Source organism: Ruegeria sp. E1 (assembly GCF_056534225.1).
In genome coordinates, this window is record NZ_JBQFPE010000005.1 from 82,844 (window position 1) to 105,583 (window position 22,740).

The following is a 22,740-nucleotide window of genomic DNA, read 5'->3' on the forward strand; positions in this document are numbered from 1 at the left end:
CCTAGTGAATCAGGCGCAGCGCTACTATATCTTGCCGCAAGTATTACATGAGGCACAGATTATACCATGTCGCGTTGGGCGGAAAAATTCGAGAAGCACCCTATTCATGCCACTTTGGAGCAATTACTGAACTGGTTAGAGCCTAATGAAGCAGAAATAGATGCTGATACGGAAATCGAAAAGCGGCGCTTGAAGAAGGTCTTATTGCACATCCAGCAAACGGTCGAAGGGCTTGATCCAGAATACGTGCCTGAAGACCAGGTAAACCAAATTGAAGCTAATCTGAAGCATCAACACATTTGGGCACAGTTGCAGTCCTTCCATCGCGAGCAAACCGTTGGATTCCTTCGGACGGCGAATGACCACATTAGTCGGACAATTCCTTTGGTTTGTACTTTATCCGCCGCCTCGACACCGTCAGATCAGTTGGCACAGATGCGCGAAATCGAACACGCCCACGATAATTTCTGCCAAAAAACGGATGACCAATTGAAGGCATATGCTGAGGAATCCCGAAAGGGGACAAACGCCTTTCGGGAACTTGTCGAGTTGTCAGATAAGAGATTAGAGGCATTTCACGAGCTTTCGGTAAGCACGTTAAACTCACTTAAAGAATGGCAAACTGAGTTTACAAATGCTCAGACATCGCGGGCCGAAGATTTTTCCAACGCCCAAATTGAGCGGGGAAAGCAATTCGATGAGACGATAAGGGGTTACAATGCGCAGGCTCAGAAAGAAACAGCGCAGCGAGCGCAGCGGCAACAACAGGAAATCGAACGCCTACACGATGAGTTGGCTGAGGGTGCCAATAGCATCATTGAAGACATGCAAGAAAAACACGTTAGTGTCCTAGAAATCCACGGCCTAGTGGGAACAGACGGAGTGGCTGGCGGGTATGCTCGTGGGGCAGCAGACGAACATTCCCAAGCGAATTTTTGGCGATGGGCGGCGGTAGGAGCTTTAGTGCTGGCTGCCGCTTGGCTTTGCCTGAAGTATTTTATGGGCTTCGAACTGACTACCGAAGGTGGCGTCAATTGGTCGGAGGTGATAACAGCTAGTTCGCTTACCGCAATTTTATTGGCCACAGCAGGTTATGCCTCCCACCAGTCAAAAATACACAGGGAGACAGAGCAGCAGATGCGCTGGTTTGCCTTGGAAGTGAAAGCGCTCGATCCATTCCTGTCGTCATTATCTTCCGATCAGCAAAAGGAACTGAAAGCTCAGCTAACAGAAAAGATGTTTGGTCAGAATCGAGTTACGACTGGTAAAGGCTCTGATGGTATTGACCCGAAGTCGCTAAAGGCATTGTCGGATTCGTATCTGTCACCGCTAAAGGAATTGATGAAACTAACTGGAAAGTAGGGGATAAGGCCCTTATGCGGGTCTTCGCCTGTAATTGCAGCGACCCCTTTTATTCGGGCGACATCATTGGGATTAATTTAGCGAACAAGTGTCACCTTGAAACTCGAACTAGTGGTACATAATGTAGTTCAGAGCAGTGTTTGCACTACCTATGGGCTAAAATGATAGATCAGCAAATCGACAACCGTCTTCGCAGCATTGGAAAACTGGCAGTGGTTGGCGGTTGGTTCGAGCCCGAAACTGAGTGCGACAACAGGTACGCACTGCACCTTAGCGCGACGTTTCGGGAGGAGCGGCTTGGGGGTGTACCAGAATCAAATATTCACTTCCGCGTATCTCTGAAGCAATGTGAAATCGTGACTGTACTTCCTGAAAGAGGGAATGGTTTTCGCATAGATCAAAAGACGATGGCTAGAACAAAACCGGGTCCAGCAATCGCGGTCAACGAGCGCCTAGTTCAAAAGGATGAAGCGGGTGGCTCCCTGCAATTGAACATCGACAACAACGGAATCATGGGGAAAGCAGCGGCGTTGATCTCTCGCAAATACGAGCGGACCAGTGACACCACAGACGTTCGTGATGTACCCCGAATGGAGGCTATGCATAGCGAAACCCCTGAAGGTCACCCGAGTTGGGTTGTTTCAACAATATTGTCTCAATTGGAAGGCGCTGTGTGGGACGCCTCAACCGAGCCCCGCTTTACTATTGTTGACAATAGACCGGAGAGCCAAGTTCAGGCGGAAAAAGAAAATAACATGCCGCCAATGGCGCTCATACAAGTTCGATGCAAAAGAGAAGACCTAAAAGTCTATCATGTCGAATTCAAAGACCTTACGCGCGACGGAATAAGGCAAAACAGTCAAAATCAAGAAGTCCGTCAGAGGGCCGCTGAGGCATTCTTAAAGGCTGAAATCCAAAGGCAGGGATTATTCGTCGGTGACATAGGCGACAAATTCTCAGAGATGACTTTGGCAGAATACGTTGTACCCCTATTTGAATGACAGATTTCTTCCTCACTGCTGAAAAGATTCTTGAAGCGGACACGACGGACCTTCAGGAGCTTGCAAGTATCGCAGGATACGACCCGCGTGTAATGTACTACGGGGCGTCTCTAAATGGTGCCGATTTACGTGGACAAGATTTGGCATTCTTAGTCGGCCTCAAAGTCGACTTTGAAGGGGCAATCTTGGACGACGAGCAGACTGCTTTTCTAGAGTCGCATCAAGAGCTTGAAAGCGAATCTACGACCGAAAGCACCGCCACTTCGATAGCCGAACTAAGGACCGAAATAATCATGAACTTCATGACGGAGGTTGGTGGATACCCCTCGGCAGACGAGTTCGTGCTGAGGTTGGTGGAGCCGCTTGTTAGACGTGAATCGCATCTTAACCGGCAACTGATCGACGTCTCTTATCCAAGGTTTGCAGTGACTACACTCGCCAAGGAGTGGGACGGCTTCCGAAACACGGCACACCAGAGATCGTTTGTAGCCGCTTTGAACAAGTGCAGGTTTACCTACAATGAGGAGACCCTTGGAACTTTTCAGAAGTGGATGCCAAGTACATTAAATGCAAGGTACTTTGGGCAATGCTATTCCACCCAGAACTGCACTGTCGGATTCATTATCAAGGCATTGCGGGAAATGAACCGCTACGAGTCCAACAAGATTTTCGGTGTCTTGAACGACCTGCTCGACAATTTGCCGAAACTGACTGACAAGTTCGCTATCTTTGCGTTGAATTTGTCACCACCACACAGGCTAACTCTGAAGGTGCTAAACAAGCTGACGGACGATAGTCTGATACGTTCTAGGTATTCTCTGGCTGAGTACCTGGGGAATAAGGCAAATACGGTTTCGGACGTAAACGATTTTGCGGGTGCGCTGACTGATGCTCCTCACACCAGAGAGACGTTCCTAAACAACGTGTTGAAGTCTCAGAATTTGACGGTCGCGCTTGCAGCGCTTGGAGTACGCGCGAAAGAAGACTTCAGACTCAGAACTACCGAGTTGAGCGATATTGCCTATCATTTGGATGGAACCGAAGTGAGGCTCAAGTATGCGAGGTTGGCTAAGGTTGTCTTGCAGGAAGATGACCATAAGTTCTTCGTTCATGAAGTAGAGAAAATTGCCAAAACCCGCCCTGAAAAGGAGGTGGTCAGACGTCAATGGCCTAGCTATTTTTCCCGCTAGGCCAACAACGCAATCCACCAAACCCCGCTAAAGCCCGGCCTGCACGCCCCATCGCGCGAACTCTCTAAGCCGCGCCTCCCGTCCCCCATAAGTATTCTCAGCGACCGACTGAGCAGAGTGACCGAGATAGCCATGACGCACTTCTACAGGTGCCCCAGCATCTCTTAGTTTGTCGCTTGCCCGGTGACGTAGCCCATGCACCTTCATCCGCTTATCATCAGTGGCCTTTCTGACCGCTTTCATCAGTGCGGCGGACGCAGCCGTGGGGCCTCCTTCACGGCCATAAGAGGGGAATAGAGGCTTGTTGCCCGCCTGCCCCTCTACGCGCTTCCTGAGGGAATCTATGAGGCTGTCTGAAGCAATAGGAACATACCTGTCGCTGTTACTATTCTTGATGCCGTTGATTTCATTGGGCGTGACTAGGATAGACGGGGTTTCACCTTTGAGGTCCACATCGCTTACGCGCAGACCACAGGCTTCGCCCAGCCGCATACCCGTGCCCTTAAGCACCCGCCATATATCCGGCAGGTCTTTACTACGCCCTCCTTCAAGGGTTTCTTGAACAGCGTCCACGATGCCATCTGGTAATGGGACGTTCTTGTCTAAAGAACTGACTTGTTCCTTGGGCCACGGAAGGCGTTCAAAATGGTTGCGATCAGATGGTATTTCCAATTCCCTGACGGCATGGTTGTAAGCCGCAGCGACAATAATGACTTCACGCTGACACGACTTTAGCGCGAGTGGCTGACCGTTGGCTTTCTTGAGGCGCAATAAGTGGTCCATGAAGCAACGCGCCGTTTGTCGGTCGATGCTTTCAATGGTCACGTCTTCCAGAGGCTTCTTCAGGGCATCCTTAAGACGGCCAAACGTGCGGTCGATTCTGACCATAGCCTTTCGGTCATCAGCAAGTCCCTTGTCCTGAGCGTAGGTGTCCCGCATATCGGCCAGAGTTGGCTTTGGCGGCTCCGCGTTCGGGTTCAATACCGCAGCCACTACCTCGGGCGCTTCCCCTTGCTTTGCTAGACCTTCGGCTACGATACCTCGCGTCAAGCTGTCATCTTCGAGACCTCGGATGCCAGTCATGTAATGTTCGGCCAAGCGTTGCGCGTCGATGAACTTCTGCGTTGGCGACCGGTTATCAGTCAGCGGGTTCCGTCTAAGGGTATCCTCAACAATGGTATCAAAGTTTCTCAGATGGAATTGGTACTCGCGCTGAAAAGCGGCCCCTTCACGCGCTTGTATGTGCTTTTGGTAAGCATCCTCGCCTCGAATTTCACGCACCCGTTTCGGCCACCGTCTACGGAAACGCCATTGGGTATCACTAATGCAGTCGATGTACTTGATCGTCATTCTAAGGGCCATTGTGTGCTGTCCGTGTGTGTTGTTTGCGTTACGCGACACACTCGGAAAATGCTGAATGCCCTTGTTTTTAAGGCCCAAAACCAGATCGTCAAGATGGTTCTGGTGCGGTCGAGAAGACTCGAACTTCCACGGGTGTTACCCCACAGCGACCTCAACGCTGCGCGTCTACCAATTCCGCCACGACCGCACTGCCAGTGACTTGGTAGAGGCGCGTATAGACGGACGGGCGCTGGATGTGAAGGGGCAAAAAACACATGGGTTTGAATTCATCCGCATCCGCCATATCTAACGCTCAGACCACAATCCCCGACCCCGGTAGGAGCGCCCTATGACATCGCCTGACCCTCGTCCAATTGTGCAGATCGATATTGTCTCTGACGTCGTCTGCCCCTGGTGTATCGTGGGCTTTCGCCAGCTTGATCAGGCATTACAGCAGCAAGGCGTGCTTGCGCAGCTCAGGTGGCATCCGTTCGAGCTCAATCCCGCGATGGGGCCTGAAGGTCAAAACCTGCGCGAGCATATTGCCGAGAAATACGGCTCAACACCCGAGCAAAGCCAGCAGGCGCGCGACAGGTTGACGGCGTTGGGCGCTGAGCTTGGTTTTGCCTTCAAATTCGACGATGACAGCCGCATCGTGAACACCTTTGCCGCGCATCAGTTGCTGGATTGGGCGGAAACGCAGGGGCGTCAGCACCCGCTTAAACTGGCGCTGTTCCAGGCGTATTTCACCGACCAAAAGGATGTATCGGACCCCGATGTGCTGCTGAACGCGGTTCAGTCGGCCGGGCTTGACCCGCAGGCGGCAAGCGCGGCGCTTAAATCCGGCGCGCATGAGCAATTGGTGCGGCAGAAACAACAGTTCTGGACCAGCCGGGGCATTTCTGGCGTGCCGTCGATGGTGTTTGGCGGCAAGTACCTGTTGACCGGTGCGCAGGGCACCGAGACCTATGCGCAGGTCTTGCAACGCTGCCTGACCGAGGCCGCCTGATCCCTTCCCCCTACCCCTCAGACAGTCTATGGACGTGCCATGGAATGGAAAACGACAGATGGTCTGACCGACTATGATGAGGCCGCCGCCTTTATGGAGACGCGCGTTGCGGCGATTGCTGCCGGCGAGGCCGAGGAATGTATCTGGTTACTGGAGCACCCGCCGCTTTATACCGCCGGGACCTCGGCGCGAATTGAAGATCTGACCGATCCTGATCGCTTTCCCGTGTATGAAAGCAAACGCGGTGGGCAATATACCTATCACGGTCCCGGTCAGCGCGTTGTTTATGTCATGCTGGATGTGGGAAAACGCGGGCATGACGTTCGGCGCTTTGTCAAACAGCTTGAAAACTGGGTTATCGCCGCGCTGGACGAATTCAACGTCAAGGGTGAGATCCGCGATGGACGCGTGGGCGTTTGGGTTCAGCGCCATGACAAGCCGTTGTCAGTGTCCGGGCAACCGGCCGAGGACAAGATTGCCGCGATTGGCATACGGTTGCGGAAATGGATCAGCTTTCACGGCATCTCGATCAATGTCGAACCTGACCTGGACCATTTTTCCGGCATCGTCCCCTGCGGTATTCAGGAACATGGCGTGACCTCTTTGGTCGATCTGGGGCTGCCGGTTACGCTGGCGGATGTGGATGTGGCCCTGCGACGCACGTTCGAGCAGGTTTTTTCCGACTCAGCTACAGCGGTATGACGGACTGTCACTTCGGGACGAATCGCAGATTCACACGAACCCACGCGACAATCTGCTTTGACGCAGCGATCTGTTTCTGAAACGCGGTAACGCTTCCCTTGCGTTAACCTAAATTCGCTTAAAATTCAGGGTTTCTTCACTTCTGCTCAATACAAACGCCGTCGAACCACATAGTATGTGATGGCCGTTCAAGAGTGAGTGGTGTGTTAACCGGTGATCCTGGGTTTACCTGCGAACACCGACGTGTGTTTGGTAAAGAGTCTGCCGTTCCGACCCCATATCGGAACGGCATCTCTCTTTTTGGGGCACATTCGATCTGGAAATCCACACGCCTTGCGATCAGTCGGCAAGGGACTGCAATCGCCTCAGCCCAAAGCCGCGCGAATTTTCTGGGCCTGCTCTGCGATCAGATCAAAATCGCCCATCGTCCCCGGCGGGCGCATCGACACGCCCTCGTAACGGGGCAGCACATGGAAATGCAGGTGAAAGACCTCTTGCCCACCCGCGGCCTCATTAAACTGCTGGATCGTGACACCATCCGCGTCAAACGCCGCTTTCACCGCATTGGCCAGCTTCTGAACCGTCGCGATTACCGCCGCCAGCTGCGCAGGCGAGGCATCCAGTAGGTTGCGGCAGGGGGTTTTCGGGATCACCAACAGATGCCCCTCTGATCTGGGCATGATGTCCATGAAGGCCAGCGTCTCATCATCTTCGTAAACACGTGTCGCCGGGATTTCCCCGCGCAGGATCTTGGCAAAGATGTTTTCTGGATCATAGGCGGTCATCGTCGGTCTCCGGGTGTTGCACTGCTCCCTGTTTTGCGGCTGCGCCAGGTCAGGGTCAAGATACGAGTCCCCCGCCCTTGAAATTGCCGCGCGTATGAACAGATAGGTGGCATCGGGCAAAAATCTCGCGCAGCATCGGCTGCCCGCGACAATTATTCTTGACCCAGATCAAACTCGGCCATTGAAGGTCGCCCCCTCACAAACTAAAACCACCGTGAAACCCGCGCGTTGGAGAGGTCCGACTGCGCGGTGCAGTTGCAACAGGAGGCACCTAAATGGCAGACGCAGCCATTCATGGTCACGATCATGAAGACGAGCGCAGCTTTTTCCAGCGCTGGTTCATGTCGACCAACCACAAGGACATCGGGATTCTCTACCTGATCTTCTCGGCTTTGGCCGGTCTGATCTCGGTTCTGATGACCGTCTATATGCGGCTCGAACTGATGCACCCCGGTGTGCAGTACATGTGCCTCGAAGGCTTCATGGCCGATCCCTGCACCCCCAACGGGCACCTGTGGAACGTGATGATCACCTATCACGGTGTTCTGATGATGTTCTTTGTGGTCATCCCCGCTCTGTTCGGCGGATTTGGCAACTATTTCATGCCGTTGCAGATCGGTGCGCCAGACATGGCGTTCCCGCGGATGAACAACCTGTCCTTCTGGCTGTACGTCGCTGGTACCTCGCTGGGTGTGGCTTCGCTGCTCAGCCCCGGTGGCAATGACCAGCTTGGGTCTGGTGTTGGCTGGGTTCTCTACCCACCGCTGTCCACGACCGAGGGCGGCATGTCCATGGACCTTGCGATCTTTGCCGTGCACGTATCGGGCGCCTCCTCGATCCTCGGCGCGATCAACATGATCACCACCTTCCTGAACATGCGTGCCCCGGGCATGACCCTGTTCAAGGTGCCGCTGTTCAGCTGGTCGATCTTCGTCACCTCGTGGCTGATTCTGCTGTCTCTGCCGGTTCTGGCGGGTGCGATCACCATGTTGCTGATGGACCGCAACTTTGGCTTCACTTTCTTTGATCCCGCCGGTGGTGGCGATCCGATCCTGTATCAGCACATCCTGTGGTTCTTCGGCCACCCCGAAGTGTACATCGTGATCCTGCCCGGTTTCGGCATCATCAGCCACGTCATCGCGACTTTCGCCCGCAAGCCGATCTTTGGCTACCTGCCGATGGTCTGGGCGATCATCGCAATCGGTGTTCTGGGCTTTGTCGTATGGGCGCACCACATGTACACCGTTGGTATGTCGCTGCGTCAGCAGGCCTACTTCATGCTGGCCACGATGGTCATCGCGGTTCCGACCGGCGTTAAGGTCTTCTCGTGGATTGCAACCATGTGGGGCGGCTCGATCGAGTTCAAAACTCCGATGCTGTTCGCCTTCGGCTTCCTGTTCCTGTTCACCGTTGGCGGTGTGACAGGTGTGGTTCTGTCGCAGGCCGGCGTGGACCGCGCCTATCACGACACCTACTACGTGGTGGCACACTTCCACTACGTGATGAGCTTGGGTGCGGTGTTCGCGATCTTTGCCGGAGTGTACTTCTACTTCGGTAAAATGACCGGTCGTCAGTATTCCGAGTTCTGGGGCAAGGTTCACTTCTGGCTGTTCTTCATCGGCGCCAACCTGACCTTCTTCCCTCAGCACTTCCTGGGCCGTCAGGGTATGCCACGCCGCTATATCGACTACCCCGAGGCATTCGCCCAGTGGAACTTTGTATCGTCGATTGGTGCTTTCGTGTCCTTCGCCTCGTTCCTGCTGTTCTTCGGCATCGTGATCTACGCCCTGATGCGTGGTGCGCGGATCACGCAGAACAACTACTGGAACGAATACGCGGACACGCTGGAATGGACCCTGCCCTCGCCGCCGCCCGAACACACGTTCGAGCAGTTGCCCAAGCAGGAAGACTGGGACAAGGGCCACGCGCACTGATCCCGGACACCTGATCCAATTACGACAAAGCCCCGCCCCGCGCGGGGCTTTGCTTTTGAAAACGCAGTGTTTTGAATCTAGACCGCTTTCCGTGGACAGATGATGGATCGGGTCGCTAGTATCCGCGAAACCCATCCCTGAACCGCGACGGACCCGCACCAGATGATACTCCACAACGGCATTACGATCCGGCAAATGGCCCAAGGATCGGTTGGTTTTATCTGTATTGTTCTGGTCTGGATATTCCTTGTCGAACTGATCGACGCCCTCACGCCGATGGACCTGATATCAGACTCCAGCCCACCGGTTACGATGCTGGGTCTGGCGGTTGCATTCTTCTTGGGCTTCAAGAACACGTCGGCCTATGGCCGCTGGGTCGAGGCGCGCAAGATCTGGGGCGATCTTGTCAACGGCAGCCGCGACTGGGGCAATACCATTGCCAACCTTGTGCAACCGGATGGTACACCGATTGACGCCGGTATCCGCCACGAATTGCTGGAACGTCATATCGCATGGTTGAACCTGCTGGCCTTTCAACTGCGCCAACCCGCCGCAACTGGCCGCACGCGCAAGCCGTGGATGTTCGGGCATAAACCGGTCGTGGACAAGATTGCCCTGCATCAGGATCCCGAGTGCTGGCGCCGAAGCCAGCTCGAAGGTGATCTGCCGCGCCTCGAAGGGAAATCCAACCGCGCCGCCTATCTGATGTTTCTTCAGGGCGAACGCCTCTCGGCACTGGCGCGGGCCGGTCGGATAGATCCCTATTGGCACGTGGCGCTGATGCAAAGACTGTCGCGGTTTACCGACGCGCAAGGCCAAAGCGAGCGGATCAAGAACACCCCGTTCCCCAGACAGGTCGCTGAGGTGGGGCGTATCTTCAGCTATATCTTCATCTTCATGCTACCATTGGCCTTTAATGACGAACGTTCGATCACGGTTGGTTTGAACCTGCCGATAATGCAATCGGTACTGCTTGACTGGATGGTGTTTGCCCCTGTTGGCGCGTTGGTTTGCTGGATCTTTTTCGTGACCGAGCGGGTGAGTGCTTCGATGGAAGACCCGTTCGAAGGCGACGTCACCGATGTCCCGATCGCCGCCATCTGCCGCATGATCGAGATCGACATCCGCCAGATGACAGGTTGCGGCACCGCCCCGGACCCAGCCAAACCAATCGATAAAGCCCTGCTGTAACGGGGTCGCGCGTTCCGGCGCAGCGCGTAGAGATCGAAAAATCACCCGTTTTACGCTATTGTGGTATCAAAGCCTTTGAAAAACGGAGCATCGCCATGCCCGACATTGATTTTTGGTTCTCAATAGGCAGCACCTACAGCTTCCTCACCATCATGCGTCTGGATGAATGGTGCGATGAACAGGGCGCGTCCGTGCAGTGGCGGCCCTTTAACGTTCGGACAGTCATGTCGGTTCAGCAGAATATCCCTTTTGCCGGAAAGCCCATAAAGTCCGCCTATATGTGGCGCGACATTGAACGGCGCGCGGCCAAGTACCACATCCATGCCAGCCTGCCCGCGCCCTACCCGATCAGCGATCTGGCGCTTGCAAATCAGGTGGCACTGCTGGGAATGGGCGAAGGCTGGGGCAAAACCTTCGTGCAATCGCTCTATCGCGTCTGGTTCGAGGACGGAAACGAGGCCGGCAGCGACTCGGCCCTGTCCGAGGCACTGCACCGCTGTCAGCAGGACCCAAGGCTGATCCTCGCCCGCGCCCGCAGCCCGGATACGGTCGCCGCACTGGAGACCGAAACCGAAACCGCTACAAAGCTCGGGGTTTTCGGCGCCCCCAGCTTTGTTGTGCGCGGCGAGGTGTTCTGGGGCGACGACCGGCTGGACGACGCATTGTCCTGGGCGCGGGTCGGCCACGTAATCTGAATTTCGCGCTTCGACTTTGGCACAGCTTGGTCTAGGTTCCAGCCATGCCCTATCAATGGAAACAGACACCTGCTGGAGAACAGGAACTCAGGCTCTGGCCGCACAACTCTCTGCCTCCGCGTGGCGCTATGGGAGTGGTTGTGGCGGTGTTTCTGTTTGGCCTGATCCCGCTGATGGCCGTGCTGGGATCAGTCCTGCTGTGGGGCTTGCTGCCCTTTCTTTTACTGACCGTTCTAGGCCTCTGGCTGGCATTCGAGATGAACTATCGCGCCCGAAGTGTATCCGAAGTTTTGACTCTGGATGACACACAGGCGCATCTGCTGCATCGCGACCCGCGCAAGGGCGATCTTGAATGGTCTTGCAATCGATATTGGGCTCGACCTGAACTGCACACCCATGGTGGCCCGGTTCCGGACTATGTCACGCTGGCAGGAGATGGCCGGCAGGTCGAAATCGGCGCATTCCTCACACAAGAGGAACGCGTCGCACTTTATGATGATCTGGTCGAAAGGCTGCGTGCACCCGCGGCCTGAGGCCGTTTAACCGCCGTTCGATGCAGCGCAGAGGTGATCTTTGACCATCGGGCCAACCTTGCCAAAGTCCATTTGGCCGGTATAGCGAGTCTTTAACTCGCCCATGACCTTGCCCATGTCGCGGATCGAACCCGCACCAGTGGCCGTGATGGCTGTCTGGATGGCTTTGCTGACTTCGTCGTCATCCAGCTGCTTTGGCAGGAATTCCTCGATCACCTCGACCTCGCGCAGCTCGCGCTCGGCCAGATCAAGCCGTCCGCCTTCTTCATAGGCGCGCGCGCTTTCCTTGCGCTGCTTGGTCATTTTACCAAGGATTTCAAGAACCTCGGCATCACCGCACCCTTTGGCCTCATCATTCCCGACGCCTCTTGTGGCGATGTCGCGGTCTTTGATGGCGGCATTAATCAGGCGCAACGTCGACAGACGCTCGGCCTGCTTGTCCTTCATTGCTTGCTTCAGGGCAGAGTTCACCCGTGATCGCATATCCATATGTTCTGTCCATCCCCATGGCAAAGGAACCCCGACCATATCGAAACAAAAAGGCGGGCACAATGGGCGTTGGATATGCCTAACCCATTGATTTAAAACAATAGCCCAAAAATTGAACAGACTTGACCCGAACGCACAACCCCCTTAGGTATGCGCCGGTTTACCTTGCAGGAGAGTCGCGCCATGGCCCAGAACGCCCCGTCCAAGCCCACCGCATGTCTGGCTTTGGCCGATGGAACCCTGTTTTACGGCGCGGGCTTCGGCGCCACTGGCCAGACCGTCGCCGAGCTGTGCTTTAACACCGCGATGACCGGCTATCAGGAAATCATGACGGACCCGTCTTATGCCGGGCAAATCGTGACCTTCACCTTCCCTCATATCGGCAATGTCGGTGTGAACCCCGAGGATGACGAGACCGCCGATCCCGTTGCGGCTGGCATGGTGGTCAAATGGGATCCGACCGAGCCGTCGAACTGGCGGGCGACCGAAGAACTGAAGACCTGGCTGACCCGTCGTGGTCGCATCGCCATCGGTGGCGTTGACACTCGCCGCCTGACCCGCGCGATCCGACAGCAGGGCGCGCCACATGTGGCTTTGGCACATGATCCCGAAGGCAACTTCGATATCGAAGCTCTGGTCGCGGCAGCGCGCGGATTTTCCGGGCTTGAGGGGCTGGATCTGGCCAAGGACGTGACCTGTGCTCAAAGCTATCGCTGGGACGAAATGCGATGGGCGTGGCCGGATGGCTATCAGCGGCAAGAGGCCCCGGTGCATAAGGTAGTTGCCGTGGACTATGGTGCAAAGCGCAACATTCTGCGCTGCCTCGCCTCGGCCGGATGCGACGTAACCGTCCTGCCCGCAACCGCCACAGCCGCCGAAGTGCTGGCGCATGAGCCCGACGGTGTGTTCCTGTCCAACGGCCCCGGTGATCCGGCTGCCACAGGCGAATACGCCGTGCCGATGATCAAGGAAGTGCTTGAAACGACAAACCTGCCCGTATTCGGAATCTGTCTGGGGCATCAGATGCTGGCCCTCGCGCTTGGCGGTCAGACCGTCAAGATGAACCACGGCCACCACGGTGCGAACCATCCAGTCAAGGACATGGAAACCGGCAAGGTCGAGATTACGTCCATGAACCACGGCTTTGCCGTAGACGCGCAATCGCTGCCCGACGGCGTGATCGAAACGCATCGGTCGCTGTTTGACGGCTCGAACTGTGGCATCCGCATGGAAAATCGCCCGGTCTATTCCGTGCAGCACCACCCCGAAGCCTCCCCCGGCCCGCAGGACAGTTTCTACCTGTTCGAACGGTTTGCCGCCGCCATGGCAGATCGAAAAGCGCAAGCTTGACGCCAGATTCATCAGAGTTAACCGCCCGTTAACCCTGTTCAAGCAAACCTGCCTGACAATGGTGCAGGCAAGGGTTGCTTATGGTGGAATTGAATCTTCAGCGTCTGACATCGGCCCAGCCGGTCTCGGATGTCAAAGCGCGCAAACCCCTGGGCGCATTCCTGCTGGATCGCGGCGCGATCACGCGATCCCAGCTTGTCCGTGCCCTGCAGATGCAGGCCCATCAGAACGCCCCGTTGGGCGAGATTCTGGTCGGCGAAGGATGGGCCAGCCGACAGGACGTACTGGCCGCCTTGTCCCAGCAAAGTGGCTTGCAGATTGCTGACCTCGAAAACGCGCCCCCGCCCCCGGAACTCTGCGCCATCAAGCCGGTCGATTTCTGGCTGGCGCATCGTGTTGTCCCATGGGTCCGTATGGGTCCGCTGCTGCTGGTTGCCACCGCGCAGCCGGATATGTTTGCGGTCGTTGCCAAAGAACTAAAGGCCTGCAGGCTGACGGTTGTTCCCGTTCTGGCAAGCCCCGAACAGATTGACAGAACCATCGCCCAGTGCCACGCGACCCAGCTTGCGCAGGCTGCGGAAACCCGGGTTGAGGCATCGCAAAGCTGCCGCAACCTGACCTCGACATCCCATCTCAGGATGGCCTCACTGGCGCTTGGCTGCTGCGCGCTTTGCGCGGCGATGCCACAGGCCGGACTGGCCATCCTGTTCTGGCTGGCTGTCGCAACCCTTGTTTTGTTCATGCTGTTTCGGGTGTTCGGGGCGGTCAACACGATTCTGACGCCACAAGCGCCACAGACCGATGCGTCAGCCGATCAAACCCGCCTGCCCTGCATCTCGATCATGGTGCCCCTTTATAAAGAGCGCGAGATTGCCGATGCGCTGATCGCGCGTTTGCGACGTCTGACCTATCCAAAGGCATTGCTGGACGTCATTCTGGTGCTGGAAGAACGCGATGACGTAACCCGTGCGGCCTTGCAAACGGTCGAGCTGCCCAGTTGGATCCGCGCCATCGAAGTGCCTGAACTGGGCGATCTGACCACCAAGCCGCGCGCGATGAACTATGCGCTGGATTTCTGCCGGGGCGAGATTGTCGGCGTCTGGGATGCCGAGGACGCCCCTGCCCCGGATCAGCTTGAAACCATTGCCCGTACCTTTGCGCAAGCCCCGGATGACGTTGTCTGCCTTCAGGGCGTGCTTGATTACTATAATCCCCGCACCAACTGGCGGTCGCGGTGTTTCACCATCGAATACAGCGGCTGGTTTCGTGTGATTCTACCGGGCATCGCCCGTCTGGGTCTGGTGGTTCCGCTTGGCGGCACCACGTTTTTCTTTCGACGCGACAAACTGTTAGAGCTGGGCGGCTGGGACGCCCATAACGTTACTGAAGATGCCGATCTGGGCGTCCGCCTTAGCCGCGCGGGTTATCGCACTCAGATCGTGAACACCACGACGTATGAAGAGGCGAATTTCAGGGCGTGGCCTTGGGTCAAGCAACGCTCGCGCTGGCTCAAGGGGTTCATGATTACCTATCTTGTCCACATGCGCGCGCCCCTTCGCTTGCTTCGCGACCTCGGCCCAAAGCGGTTTCTGGGCGTACAGGCTTTTTTTCTGGGCACGCTCGGGCAGTTTCTGCTGGCCCCGGTTTTGTGGCTGTTCTGGCTGACAACGCTCGGTCTGGCACATCCGTTGGAAACCGTGGTGGCCGGAAACGTGCTGACCATCTGCATCTACCTGTTTCTGGCTGCCGAAGCTGCGAACATTCTGGTGGGCGCATTGGGTGTGATCGCCGGAAACCGGCGCTTTCTGATCCCCTGGGTGCCGACAATGATCCTTTACTATCCGCTGGGTGTTCTCGCCGCGTACAAAGCGGTCTGGGAACTGGCCGTTAACCCGTTTTTCTGGGACAAGACCCAACATGGGCACGCCACCGAAGAAGCACCCGCGCTCTGACAGGCCCTATTTTTCGCGCTCAACCGCGTCTTGCTTGAGCCGGGTCATGAAAGCGACCGAGATATGCTCTTTCAGCGCATGGGCCGCGCCGTCTTCATCGCGCGCGGCGATGGCTTCGACAATCGCCTTGTGTTCGCTTTGGGCGATTTCACCGCGCCCTTGAACCGCAAGTGACGTCGTCGCCATAAGCGCCATCGTGCGGTGCACCAGATCCAGCTGTTGCACCAGATACCGGTTGTGCGAGGCCAGATGGATCTGTTCGTGAAACCGCCGATTGGCGCGCGACAGCGCGGTTGGGTCATCGACCAGCGCATCATCAGCAGCGACCATTTCCTGCAGCACCCGGACCTCTTCCGGTGTGGCGTGACGCGCGGCCAGACGCGCGGCCAGTCCCTCCAGCTCACGCCGCACTACATACAGCTCGGCCATCTGGTTGTGATCCAACGAGGCCACGATCAGCGACCGCCCATCGCGTTCCAGCAGGGATTGCGTCTCGAGCCGCTGCAGCGCCTCGCGGATCGGTGTTCGGGACACGCCAAAGCGCTCGGCCAACTCGCTTTCGACCAGACGGTCGCCGGGTTTGTAAACGCCGACATCGATCGCTTCGAGTATCAGGCTATAGGCATCCTTGTTGGACTGTCTGGATTGGGGCATGGGGTTGGTTTTCTCCTCGTTCGGACATGTCTATCCGCCACAACGGGCCGCGATCAAGGGCGACCATTGAAAACGCCGCACAAGCACCCTAAACCCACACTCATGGTTAAGCCGGCATTCTCTCATGTCACGCAATGGGTGTTCGATCTGGACAACACCCTCTATCCGCCTCACATGCGCCTGTTCGATCAGATCGAGGTGCTGATGACCGATTATGTGGTACAGGCCATCGGCGTTGACCGGGACGAGGCGGACCGGCTGCGTTCCCACTATTGGCGGCAATATGGCACTACTCTGGCCGGGCTGATGGCCGAACATGATCTGGACCCCGATCCTTACCTGCACGCGGTGCATCAGGTGGATATGAGCCACATGGAACCCGACGCAGCACTGGCCGACCACATCCGCGCGTTGCCCGGGCGGCGCATCGTCTATACCAACGGCTCGGCCCCCTATGCCGAACGTGTGCTGGCCGCCCGGGGCCTGAGCGGTTTGTTCGATGCAATCTACGGCGTCGAACACGCAGGCTACCGCCCGAAACCGGAACAAGCCGCGTTCGAGGCGATCTTTGCGCAGGATGGAATTCAGGCCGACAAAGCCGCCATGTTCGAGGATGATCCCCGCAATCTGGCCGCCCCTCACGCGATGGGAATGCGCACCGTTCACGTCGCCCCCGACCCGCATGAGGCGGACCATATTCACCATCATACCGACGACCTGACCGGATTTCTGGCCCGCCTGCGATAGGCTGTCACACTGCGACGATCTGTGCGTTTCCCGGGCGCCTGACGTGCCCCATATGCACCCCAGCGACGAACAGAACGGAGGTCCCCATGACCGCGCTCGACATGCCGCGGCGCCTGCCCCTCTGGCAGCGCCTTTTGTTTGCAATCCCCTTGTTTGGCTGGATGGCCCGTGATGCAGCCGATGCCAAAGGCGATGATTGGTACTATAGCGCCATCGCTCTTTTCAGCATGTGGGGCTGTTCCATCCTTCTGTTCGGCCTGCCCGGCCTGTATATCCCGGCCCTGATGATGGTGCCGGTCATGTTCCTGATCCTCATCCTTATTTCGCGCGGGTGACTGACGGGACAGGATGTCACTTGGCGAAGGTCACGAAACGGCCTTAGGGTCTGCGGCAACGGAGAATTGCCCTCATGACTGACAGCTGTGACATCCTGATTTCCGGCGGCGGCATCGCCGGACTGACCGCCGCCGCCACTTTTGGGGCCGCAGGGTTCGACGTGATCTGCGTCGACCCCACCCCACCCGTGACCGAGCGGGATGTCGACGGATCAGACATGCGCACAACCGCCTTTCTGCAACCCGCGCGTGGATTGCTTGAGGACTGCGGCCTGTGGCAGCGGTTAGAGACACATGCAGCCCCGCTTCAGATCATGCGGATCGTGGATGCGGGCGGTGATCTGCCGGAACCGCGCGTGGTGCGCGATTTCAACGCCGCCGATATCTCGGACCAGCCGTTTGGTTGGAATCTGCCCAACTGGCTGCTGCGGCGCGAGATGGTGGCGCGTCTGGCCGACCTGCCTAATGTCGATTTCAGACCCGGCACCGGCACTGTCAGCCTGTTCACCCGCACAGGCGAGGCCCGCGTCGGACTAAGCGACGGCACCCGCGTTCGCTGCAAGCTGGTGCTGGCTGCGGATGGCCGTGGATCGCCCATGCGCGAGGCCGCCGGGATCAAGGTTCGCACCACCCGCTATGGTCAAAAGGCGTTGGCCTTCGCGGTTACGCATCCCATCGCGCATGAGAATGTCTCGACCGAAATCCATCGCTCGGGCGGTCCGTTCACTCTGGTGCCTCTGCCGGACTGGCAAGGGCAGCCTTCGTCGGCGATTGTCTGGATGGAACGCGGGCCGCGCGCGATCGAATTGCTGCATCTGGAAGATGAGGCGTTCGAGGCGGCAATGACCGAACGATCCTGTGGATTATTCGGACCGTTAAAGCTGGCTTCACGCCGAACCATCTGGCCCATCATCAGCCAGTCAGCCGAGCGGCTTTCGGCCGAACGCACCGCGCTGATGGCCGAAGCCGCGCACGTCGTGCCGCCCATCGGCGCACAGGGGCTGAACATGTCGCTGGGCGATTTGCGCTGTTTGCTGGATCTGGCTCAAACCCGCCCGGATGGTCTGGGCGATGCGCAAATGCTTGATGCCTATCACAAGGCCCGCCATACCGAGATCGAAATGCGCGTCAAAGGCATCGACCTGCTGAACCGCGCCTCGATGATCGAAGCACGCCCGCTTCGGGATGCCCGCGCCGTGGGGCTGAACGCGCTTTATTCGCTGCCTCCGGTACGCAAAACGCTGATGCAAATGGGCCTTGGCGTGCGTTAAAGCACAGGACGTAGGGCGGGCTTAAGCCCGCCACCCCCGGTCAAAGCACCTGATCCAACACCCGCTGTAGTCGCGCGATTGTGCCATCCACATCATAAAGCTTGTCCAGACCGAACAAGCCCAAACGGAACGTACTGAACCCTTCCGGCTCATCGCATTGCAGCGGCACGCCCGCAGCGATCTGCATCCCCAGAGCCGCAAATTTCTTGCCATTCTGAACCTCGGGATCTGATGTATAGCTAACCACCACTCCGGGCGCGCCGAACCCTTCTGCAGCAACCGAAGTGACACCCTTATCTTTCAAATAAGCCCGTACTCCATCGCCCAGGGCCCATTGTGCCTGACGCAGCTTTTCAAATCCGTAGTCCCGCGTCTCGACCATTGTATCGCGGAATGCACGCAGCGAATCTGTTGGCATGGTCGCGTGATAAGCATGGCCGCCGTTTTCATACGCTTGCATGATCTGCCGCCACTTTTTCAGATCAATGGCAAAGCTATCCGACTCGGTCTCAGACAACCGCGCCTCGGCCCGTTCAGACAGCATGACCAGGCCCGCACAGGGTGTCGCGCTCCACCCCTTTTGCGGGGCCGAGATCAGAACGTCTACGCCGGTCGCCTTCATGTCGATCCACGCACAGCCCGAGGCGATGCAGTCCAGCACCATCAACGCACCGACCTCGTGCGCCGCAGCAGCCATCGCAGTTACATAATCATCGGGCAGAATCACACCGGCTGCAGTCTCGACATGCGGCGCAAAGACAATATCCGGGCGATTCTCATGGATTGTTGCCACAACTTCATCAATCGGTGCGGGTGCGAATGGCGATGGGCTGGCATTCCCACTATGCCGCGCCTTCAGGACCGTCGACGATGCAGTCAGCCCCCCGGTTTCGAAAATCTGACTCCAGCGATAGGAAAACCACCCGTTGCGCACAACCACTGCATTGGCCCCGCGCGCGAATTGCCGGGCGACGGCCTCCATCCCGTAGGTCCCTCCTCCGGGGATCACGGCCACACCATCCGCATTGTAAACCTGACCCAGCATCGCAGAAATGTCGCGCATCACCCGCTGAAAATCAGCCGACATGTGATTTAGCGACCGGTCCGTGAATACGACCGAAAATTCTTCGAGCCCATCCGGGTCGACTGTGTCCAACAACGCAGGCATGTCAAATCCTCTTTTTTGATGACTCGTTTCTGCACGCTTGGGCAATGCCGGTAAACCCGCAATCGCAATAGACGAGTTGACCTCAGGGAAACCACAACCTCTAATTTTATTTCCCGCTTCACTGTGCAACAAATGGAAGAAATGACGCCAACCAGTGTCACCGTGCCTTTACACTATGACGTGTTTCTGAACAGATATACACACTTTGAACTAGAAGGATATTTCAGCCCGTGGCTGCGCAAAAGCGGATCAGTTTTCAAGTTGTAAGAGACGAAGTTAAAAGAAGGATCGAATCTCGGGTCTGGCCGCAGGGATCGCTGCTGCCAACCGAAACCCAACTGGCCGAAGAGTTCAAATGCGCCCGCGCGACTGTCAACCGTGCCCTGCGTGAACTGGCCGAACAGGGCTTTGTCGAGCGCAAACGCAAAAGCGGAACGCGCGTCACGAAAGAGCCGCAAAAACAAGCCAAGCTTGAGATTTCGCTGGCCCGGCAGGCGGTGGAAAAGCAAAACTCGGCCTACCGCTATGCGCTGGTCGAACGCAAGGTTGTCTACAGCCCCGGCTGGTTAAGCTCGCAACTGAACGTGGAACCCGATGCCAAGGTTCTGCATGTGATCTGTATGCACTATGCAGACAACCGCCCGTTTCAACTGGAAGAACGCTGGATCAATATCGACGCGGTCCCCGAGGTCGAATCGGCTGATCTAAGCGTGCGCGGCCCGCATGAATGGCTGCTGAACGCTGCCCCCTTTACCGAGGCCGAGATTTCGTTCAGCGCGATTTCCGCCGACGGACGACTGGCCGAGTTCATGGGAACCACAACCGGAACCTCGATGATCCAACTGGAACGCACCACATGGCGCGACGGGCAACCGATCACCTTTGCCCGCATGACCCATCATCCCGGCTATTGCATCCGGTCGCGGTACTGAACCGAATTATCCGATTGGTCCGGGCAGGCGCTCCTCGCTCAGCAGAACGTTGGCCTCGACATCCCCTGCCCCCGGCAAGGTCATGATCCTTCGCCGCAGGACACGCTCAAAATCGGACAGATCCCGCGCAACAACACGCAGACGATAGTCATACAAGCCCAGAACGTGCTCGACCGTTTGCACCTCGGGAATGGCACTGACCGCGCGCTCGAAATCCTCAAGGCTGACCTGCCCCTTGCGGGCAAGCTTGACCCCCAGAAAGACAGTGACGCCAAACCCCAGCGCCTCGGCATTCAGGCGCAGACGGCGACCTTTTATGATGCCCGATTGTTCAAGCCTGCGAATGCGCCGCCACGTTGCGGGCTGAGACAGGCCGAACCTGCGCCCCAACGCCCCGGCGCTTTGCGTTGCGTCCTGCGACAGGGCACGCAGAATCCGGCGGTCGATATCGTCCAACTCGATCATACCGGCAACACCTCGTCCCGCTTGAGGCGCGCGATATGCATCAGCGCCTCGATATCAGCGATATGAGGCAAAGTCAGAATGCGGTCACGATAGATCTGCTGATAATGGGGCATGTCCCGCGCCAACACTGACAACCGCACATCCACCCGTCCCAGAAACGTCTGAATCTCAACAACCTCGGCCACCTGACGCGCCGCAGCGGTGAACTCGTCAAACGCGCGCGGCTGGGTCTTATCCAGCGTCACACGCAACGATACTTCGACCGCATACCCCAACGCGGCCCAGTCAATCACCGCCTCTTGTCCCTGAATAATCCCCGCCGCCTGCATCTTTTCCACCCGCCGCCAACACACGCCCGCACTGATGCGGCACCGTTCCGCCAGCTCTGCCGCTGACAGGCTGGGATCGGCCTGAAAATGGCGCAAAATACGCCGATCAAGATCATCAAGCATGAAATTCACACATTTCTTGTTTATTGCGAATTATTCTTCATCTTTTTCTCAAATACTCAATCGCACAACACTCGCCAATACCCAAACGCCCGGTTAAAAGCACGGCAATCAAAACTGAAAGGACCGGCGAAATGCGCGTCTATTACGATCGCGACTGCGACATCAACCTGATCAAAGATAAAAAAGTGGCGATTCTGGGCTATGGCAGCCAAGGTCACGCCCACGCGCTGAACCTGCGCGACTCGGGCGCCAAGAACCTTGTTATCGCCCTGCGCGAAGGGTCGCCCTCGGCCAAGAAAGCCGAAGGTGAAGGCCTGACTGTCATGGGAATCGCCGAAGCGGCGGCCTGGTGTGACGTCATCATGTTCACCATGCCCGACGAATTGCAGGCCGAGACCTATAAGAAATACGTCCATGACAACATCAAGCCCGGTGCCGCCATCGCGTTCGCCCACGGCCTGAACGTGCATTTCGGCCTGATCGAGCCGAAAGAAGGCGTCGACGTCATCATGATGGCCCCCAAAGGCCCTGGCCACACCGTTCGTGGTGAATACACCAAAGGTGGCGGCGTGCCCTGCCTGGTCGCCGTTCACAACGACGCAACCGGCAAGGCGCTGGAAATCGGCCTGTCCTACTGCTCGGCCATCGGTGGCGGCCGCTCGGGCATCATCGAGACCAACTTCCGTGAAGAATGCGAAACCGACCTGTTCGGCGAACAGGCGGTTCTGTGCGGCGGTCTGGTCGAACTGATCCGCTGCGGCTTTGAAACTCTGGTCGAGGCCGGCTATGCGCCCGAAATGGCCTATTTCGAGTGTCTGCACGAAGTGAAACTGATCGTCGACCTGATCTACGAAGGCGGCATCGCCAACATGGATTACTCGATCTCGAACACGGCTGAGTACGGCCAGTACGTCACCGGCCCGCGTATCCTGAAATACGACGAGACCAAAGCGCGCATGAAAGAGGTTCTGAACGACATCCAACAGGGTAAGTTCGTTCGCGACTTCATGCTGGAAAACGCCGTTGGCCAGCCGACCATCAAAGCGTCGCGCCGCGCCAATGACGAGCACATGATCGAAGAAACCGGCGCCAAGCTGCGCGGCATGATGCCATGGATCTCGGCCGGTAAAATGGTCGACAAAGAAAAGAACTAAGTCTGGCGTCAGTCAGCGAAGGGCGGCC

The 22,740-nt window shown here is 57.2% G+C and carries 23 protein-coding genes and 1 tRNA gene; 16 read left to right on the forward strand and 8 right to left on the reverse strand.

What is annotated here, in order from left to right:
- The first annotated feature begins 66 nt into the window (after positions 1–66).
- The 3 genes from ACR0FG_RS07620 (at position 67) to ACR0FG_RS07630 (ending at position 3,553) form a co-directional block, all read left to right on the forward strand.
- Positions 67–1,362: a hypothetical protein gene (locus tag ACR0FG_RS07620; protein ID WP_480891670.1), complete on the forward strand. Its 1,296-nt coding sequence runs from the start codon at positions 67–69 to the stop codon at positions 1,360–1,362.
- Between the two features lie 161 nt (positions 1,363–1,523).
- Positions 1,524–2,363, forward strand: coding sequence for a hypothetical protein (locus ACR0FG_RS07625; RefSeq protein ID WP_480891673.1), 840 nt, complete (start codon positions 1,524–1,526; stop codon positions 2,361–2,363).
- Positions 2,360–3,553 carry a hypothetical protein gene (locus tag ACR0FG_RS07630; protein WP_480891676.1) on the forward strand — a complete coding sequence of 398 codons (1,194 nt, stop codon included), beginning with the start codon at positions 2,360–2,362 and terminating at the stop codon, positions 3,551–3,553. The genes ACR0FG_RS07625 and ACR0FG_RS07630 overlap by 4 nt, the downstream gene beginning before the upstream one ends.
- Before the next feature lie 27 nt (positions 3,554–3,580).
- On the opposite strand, the gene ACR0FG_RS07635 is transcribed toward ACR0FG_RS07630, so the two are convergent.
- Both ACR0FG_RS07635 and ACR0FG_RS07640 read right to left on the reverse strand, forming a co-directional pair.
- Complete coding sequence (locus tag ACR0FG_RS07635) at positions 3,581–4,903, reverse strand: tyrosine-type recombinase/integrase (RefSeq protein WP_480891678.1); 1,323 nt, start codon at positions 4,901–4,903, stop codon at positions 3,581–3,583.
- A 112-nt stretch (positions 4,904–5,015) separates the two neighbouring features.
- Positions 5,016–5,102: transfer RNA gene (locus tag ACR0FG_RS07640), tRNA-Leu, on the reverse strand.
- Positions 5,103–5,243: 141 nt separating this feature from the next.
- Here ACR0FG_RS07640 and ACR0FG_RS07645 point away from each other — a divergent pair.
- Positions 5,244–5,903 carry a DsbA family oxidoreductase gene (locus ACR0FG_RS07645; protein ID WP_480891681.1) on the forward strand — a complete coding sequence of 220 codons (660 nt, stop codon included), beginning with the start codon at positions 5,244–5,246 and terminating at the stop codon, positions 5,901–5,903.
- A gap of 39 nt (positions 5,904–5,942) precedes the next feature.
- Complete coding sequence (gene lipB / locus ACR0FG_RS07650) at positions 5,943–6,605, forward strand: lipoyl(octanoyl) transferase LipB (RefSeq protein ID WP_480891684.1); 663 nt, start codon at positions 5,943–5,945, stop codon at positions 6,603–6,605.
- Positions 6,606–6,970: 365 nt separating this feature from the next.
- Here lipB and ACR0FG_RS07655 read toward each other — a convergent pair whose 3' ends face one another.
- Positions 6,971–7,390, reverse strand: coding sequence for an HIT family protein (locus ACR0FG_RS07655; protein ID WP_480891686.1), 420 nt, complete (start codon positions 7,388–7,390; stop codon positions 6,971–6,973).
- Positions 7,391–7,665: 275 nt separating this feature from the next.
- On the opposite strand from ACR0FG_RS07655, the gene ctaD reads away from it, so the two are divergent.
- The 4 genes from ctaD (at position 7,666) to ACR0FG_RS07675 (ending at position 11,743) form a co-directional block, all read left to right on the forward strand.
- Positions 7,666–9,324: a cytochrome c oxidase subunit I gene (ctaD, locus tag ACR0FG_RS07660; RefSeq protein ID WP_480891687.1), complete on the forward strand. Its 1,659-nt coding sequence runs from the start codon at positions 7,666–7,668 to the stop codon at positions 9,322–9,324.
- Positions 9,325–9,486: 162 nt separating this feature from the next.
- Positions 9,487–10,515: a bestrophin family protein gene (locus tag ACR0FG_RS07665; protein WP_170717515.1), complete on the forward strand. Its 1,029-nt coding sequence runs from the start codon at positions 9,487–9,489 to the stop codon at positions 10,513–10,515.
- A gap of 95 nt (positions 10,516–10,610) precedes the next feature.
- Positions 10,611–11,210: a DsbA family protein gene (locus tag ACR0FG_RS07670; protein WP_480891691.1), complete on the forward strand. Its 600-nt coding sequence runs from the start codon at positions 10,611–10,613 to the stop codon at positions 11,208–11,210.
- Between the two features lie 44 nt (positions 11,211–11,254).
- Positions 11,255–11,743, forward strand: coding sequence for a DUF2244 domain-containing protein (locus ACR0FG_RS07675; RefSeq protein ID WP_480891693.1), 489 nt, complete (start codon positions 11,255–11,257; stop codon positions 11,741–11,743).
- 6 nt (positions 11,744–11,749) lie between these two features.
- On the opposite strand, the gene ACR0FG_RS07680 is transcribed toward ACR0FG_RS07675, so the two are convergent.
- The gene (locus ACR0FG_RS07680; RefSeq protein WP_170717522.1) at positions 11,750–12,232 is read right to left on the reverse strand and encodes a GatB/YqeY domain-containing protein; all 483 of its coding nucleotides are present in this window, start codon (positions 12,230–12,232) and stop codon (positions 11,750–11,752) included.
- A 183-nt stretch (positions 12,233–12,415) separates the two neighbouring features.
- Between ACR0FG_RS07680 and carA the strand changes: the two genes are divergently transcribed.
- Together carA and ACR0FG_RS07690 are read left to right on the forward strand one after the other, a co-directional pair.
- The gene (gene carA / locus ACR0FG_RS07685; protein WP_170717524.1) at positions 12,416–13,582 is read left to right on the forward strand and encodes a glutamine-hydrolyzing carbamoyl-phosphate synthase small subunit; all 1,167 of its coding nucleotides are present in this window, start codon (positions 12,416–12,418) and stop codon (positions 13,580–13,582) included.
- Positions 13,583–13,662: 80 nt separating this feature from the next.
- Positions 13,663–15,534: a glycosyltransferase gene (locus ACR0FG_RS07690; RefSeq protein ID WP_480891695.1), complete on the forward strand. Its 1,872-nt coding sequence runs from the start codon at positions 13,663–13,665 to the stop codon at positions 15,532–15,534.
- 6 nt (positions 15,535–15,540) lie between these two features.
- On the opposite strand, the gene ACR0FG_RS07695 is transcribed toward ACR0FG_RS07690, so the two are convergent.
- Entirely contained in the window at positions 15,541–16,188 is a 648-nt protein-coding gene (locus ACR0FG_RS07695) for a GntR family transcriptional regulator (protein ID WP_170717528.1), read from the reverse strand.
- Between the two features lie 102 nt (positions 16,189–16,290).
- On the opposite strand from ACR0FG_RS07695, the gene ACR0FG_RS07700 reads away from it, so the two are divergent.
- The 3 genes from ACR0FG_RS07700 (at position 16,291) to ACR0FG_RS07710 (ending at position 18,541) form a co-directional block, all read left to right on the forward strand.
- A complete protein-coding gene (locus tag ACR0FG_RS07700; RefSeq protein WP_480891698.1) occupies positions 16,291–16,935 on the forward strand; it encodes a pyrimidine 5'-nucleotidase in 645 nt (214 codons plus the stop codon).
- A gap of 86 nt (positions 16,936–17,021) precedes the next feature.
- Positions 17,022–17,270: a hypothetical protein gene (locus ACR0FG_RS07705; protein WP_480891699.1), complete on the forward strand. Its 249-nt coding sequence runs from the start codon at positions 17,022–17,024 to the stop codon at positions 17,268–17,270.
- Positions 17,271–17,344: 74 nt separating this feature from the next.
- Complete coding sequence (locus ACR0FG_RS07710; RefSeq protein WP_480891702.1) at positions 17,345–18,541, forward strand: UbiH/UbiF family hydroxylase; 1,197 nt, start codon at positions 17,345–17,347, stop codon at positions 18,539–18,541.
- A gap of 40 nt (positions 18,542–18,581) precedes the next feature.
- Here the strand turns inward: ACR0FG_RS07710 and ACR0FG_RS07715 are convergent, their stop codons facing one another.
- A complete protein-coding gene (locus ACR0FG_RS07715) occupies positions 18,582–19,709 on the reverse strand; it encodes an aminotransferase class V-fold PLP-dependent enzyme (protein ID WP_480891705.1) in 1,128 nt (375 codons plus the stop codon).
- Between the two features lie 230 nt (positions 19,710–19,939).
- Here ACR0FG_RS07715 and ACR0FG_RS07720 point away from each other — a divergent pair, with 230 nt between their 5' ends.
- Complete coding sequence (locus ACR0FG_RS07720; protein WP_170715969.1) at positions 19,940–20,641, forward strand: GntR family transcriptional regulator; 702 nt, start codon at positions 19,940–19,942, stop codon at positions 20,639–20,641.
- A 6-nt stretch (positions 20,642–20,647) separates the two neighbouring features.
- On the opposite strand, the gene ACR0FG_RS07725 is transcribed toward ACR0FG_RS07720, so the two are convergent.
- A complete protein-coding gene (locus tag ACR0FG_RS07725) occupies positions 20,648–21,106 on the reverse strand; it encodes an Lrp/AsnC family transcriptional regulator (protein WP_170715966.1) in 459 nt (152 codons plus the stop codon).
- On the reverse strand, positions 21,103–21,558 hold the full coding sequence (locus ACR0FG_RS07730; RefSeq protein ID WP_170715964.1) for an Lrp/AsnC family transcriptional regulator: 456 nt from the start codon (positions 21,556–21,558) through the stop codon (positions 21,103–21,105). The genes ACR0FG_RS07725 and ACR0FG_RS07730 overlap by 4 nt, the downstream gene beginning before the upstream one ends.
- Positions 21,559–21,689: 131 nt before the next feature.
- Between ACR0FG_RS07730 and ilvC the strand changes: the two genes are divergently transcribed.
- Positions 21,690–22,712 (forward strand): ketol-acid reductoisomerase, encoded by a 1,023-nt coding sequence (gene ilvC / locus ACR0FG_RS07735; protein ID WP_170715963.1) that lies wholly within the window; start codon positions 21,690–21,692, stop codon positions 22,710–22,712.
- Positions 22,713–22,740: the final 28 nt, after the last annotated feature.